This window comes from uncultured Porphyromonas sp. (genome assembly GCF_947254915.1).
In the GTDB taxonomy this organism is placed as follows: domain Bacteria; phylum Bacteroidota; class Bacteroidia; order Bacteroidales; family Porphyromonadaceae; genus Porphyromonas.
Window position 1 is genome coordinate 1 of record NZ_CAMYEZ010000118.1, and the last position, 6,780, is coordinate 6,780.

The window sequence follows — 6,780 nt, forward strand, 5'->3', positions numbered from 1 at the left end:
TTTTCATAGTATACTTCTGATTGTATTGTGAACTTTTATAGTGTTGCGCCTTGCTGACGGACAACTTCGTAGAGCATGATGCCGGTGGCGACCGATACGTTGAGCGAGGAGATCTGTCCCAGCTGAGGTATGGAGACGCGGTCGGTGAGCTGCTTGAGGACGCCCGTGGAGATGCCTTTTTGCTCCGAGCCCATGACGATGCCGAGGGGTGGCGTCATCGGGAGGGAGGTATAGTTTGTCGTGGCATCCACATCGGCTCCGACGAGCTGCAGCCCGCTATCGCGTAGGAAGCGACAAGCGGTCACGAGGTCACGCTCACGGCAAACGGGGATGCGCATGAGTGCTCCAGCGGAAGCATTGACCGCATCGGCCGTGACGGAGACGCTGTCGCGCTCGGGGATGACGATAGCGTGGACGCCAGCGCATTCGCAGGTACGAGCGATGGCGCCGAAGTTGCGCACGTCGGTGACTCCATCGAGCAGTACGATGAAAGGCATCTGCCCCTCGTCATAAAGCATCGGTATGAGCGACTCTAGACGGGTGTAAGTGATCGGCGAGATGAGCGCCACGACCCCTTGGTGGGCACCTCGTGTGAAGCGGTTGAGACGCTCGGCGGGGACCTCCATGACGGGGATGCCCTGGGCACGTGCGGTGCGTTTGATCTCTAGGAGTTCGCCTGTGGCGGCTCCTTTTTTCATATAGATCTTGTCTATGTCGCTATGGGAGGCGAGGCTCTCAGTGAGAGCGTGGATGCCGTAGATGAGTTTTTGCTTAATCATGAGCTGTGAGTAATGTGTGTGCGGCAGCGATGGCCTCGGGTGTGATCTGGTCGCCACTCTGGAGGCGCGCTATCTCGCTGATGCGCTCTTCGGGGGTGAGGAGGCGGAGGTGCGAGTGGGTCTCGCCGTTGGTCTCCTCTTTATAAATGAGTATATGCTGGGTGGCTGCCGAGGCGATCTGCGGGAGGTGGGTGATGACGAAGATCTGCTGGCGCTCGCCCATCGTGTGGAGCATGTCGCCTATGCGGGAGGCGGCGATGCCGGAGGTGCCGGTGTCGATCTCGTCAAAAACGATGGCGGGCGAGCTGGCTAGCTCGGCGGAGCTTGTGGTGGCTTGACTGCGCAGCGCTTTGAGCGCTAGCATCAGTCGGGCTATCTCACCGCCCGAAGCGATGTCGGTGACGGGTCGGAGTGGCTGATCGCTGTTGGCTGAGAGGAGGAAGTCAACCTGATCCATACCTCGCTCGGTCGGCTTGTCGAGGAGCTGCAGGGCTATGTCAAAGCGTGCGTGCGGCATCTCCAGCTGGCAGAGCGTCTCGGTGACGCTTCGTGCGATGGCCTTAGCAGCTTTGGCGCGTGCCTCGTGAAGTTGCTTGCCTAGGGTGAGCACTTCGGTGCGCTGCTGGAGGACTTCGGTGCGTAGTGTAGCTAACTCTTGCTCGTACTGAGCGGTGTGAGCGAGCTTAGCACCAAGCTCTTGGCTGTACTCGATGAGTTCTTCGGTGGATAAGAGGTTATGCTTTTTGAGTAAAGCATTGACCCCGCCTAGGATGGTGTTGATTTCCTCTAGGCGTGAGGGATTGTAAGCGACCTCGCCCTGCAGACGGCTTAGGTCGCTCTCGATGTCGTCTAGCTCGATGACGAGGCTCCGCATGCGCTCGGTATAGTTGCTGAGCTCGGGAAGGTAAGCGGCGGTCTGCTCCATCTGCTCCTGCGCCGTGGTGAGCTGATCAACGATACTGTGAGGCCTGTTTAGGAGCGCAAGGATACTCTGCAAACCTTCCTGTATCTCCTGCGTGTGGGTGAGTCGCTCGGCCTCGTCGGTGAGGTCGGTGAGCGAGTGCTGCTCGAGCTTGAGCGCTGAGATCTCTTCGTAGGCTCGGCTGTTGATCTCGTACTCCGCCTCGGCTTGCTGCGCCTCTGTGCGAAGCTTCTTAAGTCGTATGGCGTTGTCGTGGTAGCGCTGGTAGGATCGGTGGTAAGCCTCGACGAGATCGGCCTCGGCGCCTAGCTGCGAGTCGATAAGTGCGATCTGATAAGCGCCCTCACGGAGCAAAAGGTTGCGATGCTGCGAGTGAACGTCTAGCAGGAGTGCGCCTAGCTCTTCCAGCTGAGCGAGGGTTACGGGGGTATCATTGACGAAGATGCGACTACGTCCCGTCTGTCGTATCTCACGTCGTACGAGACAGCTCTCCTCGGCCTCTAGCTCCTGCGCTTGCATCCATTCGAGGACCTGAGGGCTGAGCTGAGTGAACTCGCCTTCGATGACGGCTTTCGCACAACCCTGACGAATGGTCGACATGTCGGCACGACCTCCCGCTAGCAGCTGCAGGGCTGAGACGAAGATACTCTTGCCCGCTCCCGTTTCGCCAGTGACCGCTATGAGTCCCGTGGGGAAGGTGCAGGTGAGCTCCTTGATGAGTATGTAGTCCCGTATGTATAAGCTGTGCAGCATGTGGCGGATTACTTCTTTAAGGCTGAGAGCTTGCTCCCTTCTGTCGGGAAGATCTTGGAGAGTGTCTTGTAAGCTGCCGTACGGCTCTCCTGCGAAGCGCCTTCTACCAGAAGAGGTAGCTCGTCTAGCTTGGTCTGTGCGAAGATCTGTAGGAGCGGTGACAGACTATTCGCCTGCCATGTCTCCTCGAGGAGGGAGAGTTGGTCAAGTATGTTGGTATACCCACGCCGTAAGTTGCTCGTGAGGAGGTCTAGTCCCTGGCGGTGGTACTGATACCAGTAGTTTCGCCACGATTGGTGCGCTGGATCGTTGTAAGCTTGGCTGATAGCGTAGCGGTTGTTGTCGCTAGCGTAAGCTTTCCAGCCCGACCAGTCCATCATCTGCTGAGCTGTCGCCACTAGTTGCTGCATCTGTCGTGCGGCGTAGTCGCCTCCTAGGGGCGCAAAGGAGTCAAAGTCCAAGGCTAAGATGAGATAAGCGTAGAAAGCGACCGTCGCCACAAGGTTATTGTCAATCTGTGTCGGCGAATAGACCAGCTGCTGGTAGGGAGCGTACTGAAAGTTGAGCTCACGGTCCAGATGTACCACCAGAGGAGTCGTATAGGAGGCACCGTAGACGGGACGCTGTGCGGAGATGCTCAGCTCGGCCGTGTAGAGACCGTCATCAGAAGCGGTCAAAAGGTTCAGCCCCCAGGCGCATTCGATGCGCTCTACGGGTGAAAAGGTGGCGTTCGTCCAGCGCGTTTGGTTGATCATGTCGGTCAATTGCTGGGTTAAGTCGGACACGATCGCCTGATCAGCGGAGGAGCCGAGGCGATCTGCATTGACCGTGACGCGAGCATTCAGCTCTTGCGCCAGACTTTGCTGAGGAAGCCACAGAAGTATTGCCACAAGGGCGAGGAGTAGACGCTTCATCTGGTGGAAGTTCATAAGACTAAACGAGCTGCGTGCGATGCTTTAAGACGAAGTCCACGATCTGCTTCGCCACAACCGCCTTACTCTCCAGAGGTAAGTCGCAACGAGCGCCCGCTTTGTCCAGGATTAGCACCTTATTCGTCGAGACTCCAAAGCCGGCTCCCGCATCGCTCGTCGAGTTAAGCACGATTGCGTTGAGATGCTTGCTACGAAGTTTGCCTTCGGCTGCCGAAGTGTCCACAGAAGTCTCTAGAGCGAAGCCAACTAAGTACTGTCCCGCACGACGCTTCGCCCCAAGGGTCGCTGCGATGTCGGGATTTTGCGTCAGCGTGAGCTGCATCTGCTCACCGCCACGACGCTCCTTCTTGATCTTTCCCTGGACACGTTCCTCGGGTCGGTAGTCAGCCACCGCTGCTGCAAAGACCGCTACCGAGCTACGCCCGAAGGTCTCCTCAGCCGCCGCCAGCATCTCCTCGGCAGTCATCACGGAGTGTACGACAATGTGCGAGTTGGTCGGCCGTAGATGCGTTGGTCCCAAGACCAAATGCACCTCAGCGCCCTGCTGCGCAAAAGCTTCCGCCAATGAGATGCCCATCAGTCCCGACGAATGGTTGCCAATGAAGCGTACATCGTCGATCGGCTCGTAAGTAGGCCCCGCCGTAATGGTGACACACTCCCCCGCTAAGGGTAGCTTCGCCTTTGTGTCCGAGAGCATCGCGACCGCCTGCTCTAAGATCTCCTCCGGCTCCTGCATACGTCCACGACCCGTCAGACCACTCGCGAGAAAGCCCTCAGCGGGCAACGCTTGCGCCACACCGTCTTGCGCCAGTATCTCCAGATTGCGGGCAGTCGTCGGGTGAGACCACATATCTAGATCCATCGCTGGCGCAATCAGCACCGGCGCACGCATCGCTAGGTAAGTGGTCACGAGGATATTGTCGGCAATGCCGTGAGCCATCTTGCCGATCGTGCTAGCCGTAGCCGGCGCTATGATCATCAGATCAGCCCACGTGCCCAGCGTCACGTGACTATGCCACGAGCCGTCCCGGCGATCGAAGAAGTCTGAGACCACCGCATGCTGTGAGAGCGTGGCGAGCGTCAGTGGCGTGATGAACTCCTTAGCCGCAGGCGTCATAACCACCTGCACCTCGGCACCCTCCTTGACCAGCAGGCGTACGAGCGAGGCGCTCTTGTAGGCGGCTATCCCGCCCGTGATCCCTACGACTATATGCTTATTCTGTAAGCGCATGGCTATCTCTCGTGTGGCGTGAGGGCTCGTTCTAAGGCTTCATCCGCTCCTTGATCAGGAGGAACTGACGCTTCGTGTCTCGTGAGAAGTCCGCTTGCAGTAGCCAACTGAGGTAGCCTGGCTCTTGGCCAAAGACCTCCTCGACGGAGCGCCCCTTGTGCTTGCCAAAGTTAAAGACTGGCACGTCGTTGTCGTCTAGGACAATGCGTCCCGCAAGGTCTACATTGCGATGATAAGTAGTCAGGTCAGACAGCTCCTTGACGCTGTGTGGGAGCTCATCGCCATACTTATCCAGCTGCGCCATCAGTACATCGAGCGTAGCGATCGTGTCCGCCTCTGCACCGTGCGCTCCGATATGCTCACGATGACAGTAGAAGCGTACAGCCCCCTCAAGGGTACGTGGCTCCATCTTGTGAAAGATCGTCTGCACGTCAATGTGCTGCATAGCGAGCAGATCCACCTCTACGCCAGCACGGAGAAACTCCTCTCCGAGCATCGGTAGGTCAAAGCGCTGCGAGTTGTAGCCCGCTAGGTCGCACCCGTCGATCAGCTCCGCCAAGCTCTTGGCACAAGCTCTAAAGGGAGGGCAGTCACGCACATCTTCGTCCGTGATACCATGTATCGCCGTGCTCTCGGCTGGGATAGGCATCTCAGGGTTGAAGCGTCGCGTCCGTACGATCCGCTCGCCATCGGGCATCAGCTTTAGGATGGTCAACTCAATGATGCGGTCATTCGTAATATCCAGTCCCGTAGCTTCTATGTCAAAGAAAACTAGCGGACGTTCCAGCTGTAACTTCATAGCCTAATCCTTAAATACGTACAGGAGCCGTGATACCTCGCAGATCCGTCTGGTCAGCCACCTTAGTCGGCGTGATCATAATCGGCTGCGTAGCATTGGTAATGTGTAGTTGTAGGCTCTCAGCGTTGAATGCCTTGAGGAACTTGATGAAGGTATTCGTCTTAAAGGTGATCTGCATCCCCTCCATCTGCTCAGGATAGTCCACCGGTATACGCTCCTCGACGTCAACTCCAGGCGTATTAGCGCCCTGTGCGTAGAAGCCCCCCTTCATCACCATCGCATGCGCCTCAAAAGTGATACAGAGCAAGCTTGAGTCAGCGCCCAGCCCCACGATATTGCTCAGATAGTTGACACGAGTCGTAGCGCGCTGGAGGACTTGACCGTCTATCTCAATCATATAGGTCATCGCGTCGGGGAGGAGCCCGTTGTAATTGGGGAAGTCTAGCACACTCACCTGCGAGACCACATTGTAAGTGCCGAAGCGCACCTCCACCTGCTTATTATTGAAAATGACTAGCGCCTCCTCATTGGCAAAGTTTGGCAGGATAGACTGGAGGAAGCTAGAGACCTTGATCGGGAGTGTGAAGCTTGGATCCTTGAGTGAAGTTTGGATGCCCTCACCCTCCTTCTCAACAATCTTCGCATCGTAATCTATGTAGCGGACGAGCTGTACATTGTCCGTTGCGCAGAGCTCTAGACGATCAGCAAGCATAGCAAAGTGTACACCGTGTAGCTGTTCACGAGACGTGTCGGGATAAGCCGCAGGTAGTACGGCCGATATGCCTGAGAGGAGGCTAGAGCTATTCATACTCATCATCGCAGCCCCCTCACTATCCTCGGGAGACTCACGAGAGACATAGAGCTCGGCGTCTCCGATGGGTATGTCAAGGTATCCCGTTGAGTGGATCAAGTGGATAAATCTCGCCCCCTCCTCGGTCGTCTGCATCTCCAGTGTCAGCGGCTGTACGGGCAGCGACTTGATATAGTCTAGTAGCGGAGTAGGAGCTATCAGGAAGTGCATATCGCCATCACACTCTAGCGGAGCGATCACACCAGTCGAGCGCATCATCGTATCCCCACCCGTCACGGAGATCCGCTCGGGAGTCACCTCAAAGAGGTAGTTAGCCAGCGCTGGCATAGAGACATTGCTCGCAGGGACAAGGCGTCCCACATTTTGCAAGAGCGTGGAGAGCTCGTTGCTATTGACGGTAAACTTCATATATGATTCCTATCTACTGATTATACCACAAAGATAATAAAAACTCTCTCCACGACAAAGGGGAAAGCTGGAGTTGAGAGGTTAGAAGGTCGAGATTAGAGGGGAGAAATTAGAGGTTAGAAGTTAGAGATTAGAGGTGAGAGAT

6 protein-coding genes are annotated in these 6,780 nt (G+C 56.6%); all 6 read right to left on the minus strand.

All coding sequences use genetic code 11. The features are described 5' to 3' along the window. Positions 1 to 35: 35 nt before the first annotated feature. Genes rlmB through Q0X57_RS07035 form a run of 6 tightly spaced genes read right to left on the minus strand, consistent with a single transcriptional unit; the run spans position 36 to position 6,635 of the window. Positions 36 to 779, minus strand: coding sequence for a 23S rRNA (guanosine(2251)-2'-O)-methyltransferase RlmB (gene rlmB, locus Q0X57_RS07010; RefSeq protein ID WP_007366126.1), 744 nt, complete (start codon positions 777 to 779; stop codon positions 36 to 38). Beyond that, positions 772 to 2,454: a DNA repair protein RecN gene (recN, locus tag Q0X57_RS07015; RefSeq protein WP_297729522.1), complete on the minus strand. Its 1,683-nt coding sequence runs from the start codon at positions 2,452 to 2,454 to the stop codon at positions 772 to 774. The genes rlmB and recN overlap by 8 nt, the downstream gene beginning before the upstream one ends. A gap of 8 nt (positions 2,455 to 2,462) precedes the next feature. Then, positions 2,463 to 3,383, minus strand: a complete 921-nt coding sequence (locus Q0X57_RS07020; RefSeq protein WP_025882956.1) for a DUF4835 family protein — start codon at positions 3,381 to 3,383, stop codon at positions 2,463 to 2,465. Between the two features lie 4 nt (positions 3,384 to 3,387). Beyond that, positions 3,388 to 4,617, minus strand: a complete 1,230-nt coding sequence (coaBC, locus tag Q0X57_RS07025; RefSeq protein WP_297729525.1) for a bifunctional phosphopantothenoylcysteine decarboxylase/phosphopantothenate--cysteine ligase CoaBC — start codon at positions 4,615 to 4,617, stop codon at positions 3,388 to 3,390. A 31-nt stretch (positions 4,618 to 4,648) separates the two neighbouring features. Continuing rightward, entirely contained in the window at positions 4,649 to 5,416 is a 768-nt protein-coding gene (locus tag Q0X57_RS07030) for a 3'-5' exonuclease (RefSeq protein ID WP_297729529.1), read from the minus strand. Between the two features lie 10 nt (positions 5,417 to 5,426). Then, positions 5,427 to 6,635 carry a DNA polymerase III subunit beta gene (locus tag Q0X57_RS07035; RefSeq protein ID WP_297729532.1) on the minus strand — a complete coding sequence of 403 codons (1,209 nt, stop codon included), beginning with the start codon at positions 6,633 to 6,635 and terminating at the stop codon, positions 5,427 to 5,429. Positions 6,636 to 6,780 lie beyond the last annotated feature (145 nt).

Excerpts from the sequence above, each read along its gene's own strand:
- rlmB (WP_007366126.1), bottom strand. The coding sequence starts at position 779 with ATGATTAAGCAAAAACTCATCTACGGCATCCACGCTCTCACTGAGAGC.
- recN (WP_297729522.1), bottom strand. The coding sequence starts at position 2,454 with ATGCTGCACAGCTTATACATACGGGACTACATACTCATCAAGGAGCTC.
- Q0X57_RS07020 (WP_025882956.1), bottom strand. The coding sequence starts at position 3,383 with ATGAACTTCCACCAGATGAAGCGTCTACTCCTCGCCCTTGTGGCAATA.
- coaBC (WP_297729525.1), bottom strand. The coding sequence starts at position 4,617 with ATGCGCTTACAGAATAAGCATATAGTCGTAGGGATCACGGGCGGGATA.
- Q0X57_RS07030 (WP_297729529.1), bottom strand. The coding sequence starts at position 5,416 with ATGAAGTTACAGCTGGAACGTCCGCTAGTTTTCTTTGACATAGAAGCT.
- Q0X57_RS07035 (WP_297729532.1), bottom strand. The coding sequence starts at position 6,635 with ATGAAGTTTACCGTCAATAGCAACGAGCTCTCCACGCTCTTGCAAAAT.